This is a genomic window from Alcanivorax sp. HI0044, assembly GCF_001634945.1.
Genome location: NZ_LWEZ01001664.1, coordinates 1 through 818, shown reverse-complemented (window position 1 = coordinate 818; position 818 = coordinate 1). Strand labels below are relative to the sequence as shown.

At 60.0% G+C, this 818-nt stretch carries 2 protein-coding genes; both read right to left on the bottom strand.

Annotated elements, in window-relative coordinates; genetic code table 11:
- On the bottom strand, positions 1 to 382 hold a 382-nt coding region (locus A3730_RS25100), incomplete at its 3' end, for a DUF1295 domain-containing protein (RefSeq protein WP_156501353.1).
- Positions 375 to 818: DUF2878 domain-containing protein (locus A3730_RS25095; protein ID WP_063519416.1), on the bottom strand; the 444-nt coding region annotated here is incomplete at its 5' end. The genes A3730_RS25100 and A3730_RS25095, both read right to left, overlap by 8 nt.

Here is an 818-nt window from a genome sequence, read left to right as displayed (position 1 = left end):
CGCCCACCACCCAGAACGTGAGCGCAAAACCCCAGGCCAGTAGCGCCTGGCCCCAGAAGAAAACCAGGAACACAGGCTGCGCTTTACTGCCCAGCACCTCGCGCATGGCCGCGTAACGGCCATCTTCAGCGTTTTCCTGACTCACTCGCTGAAAAATATGGCTACCCAACCGCAGCGACCACAACAATAACAACACCCCTGCCGCCAATCGGGGCACCAAGGCACCGTTTCCGGTTACCAGAAAACTCACGCCTACAATGCCCACCGACCAGGCCCAGAACACATCGACCCAACCGGCGTTGCGGGTCTGGCGTTGCTGTAACCACAGCACGGTAGCAACAATCAGCAAGGCGATAAGCAGCAAGTAATGGATTTCAGGCATGTTCGGTTTCCTGTTTTGTCATCGTCGCAACCTGCGCCAGCAACGGTACCGCTATGGCCCAACTGACACCGTAAACGGTAGCCAGCAACAGCCAACCCTGTGGCGCGGTCGCTGCCCCCAGGCGAATGCCCATGGTGACGGAAAAGACGCCGCCCAAGGCACCAAACAAGGCCGCCAGCACCGGACGGCCACACAGCCAGTTCAGGCTATAGCGAAAACTCACCGCAAAGCCCAGCCACAACGCCCAGACCCAATGCGGGGCCCACCAGTGTTGCTGCCAGTCGCGGTACTGCAACACATCCGGCAGCAACCACAACGGCTCCATCAACAAACACAACAGGCCACCGGTAGCGATCAGCAGCAGGTCCTGGCGCCACTGGCGTGTCAGCGTTACTTGCGCGGCGACCATGGCAATCAACACGCCCCAGGCCAGCAA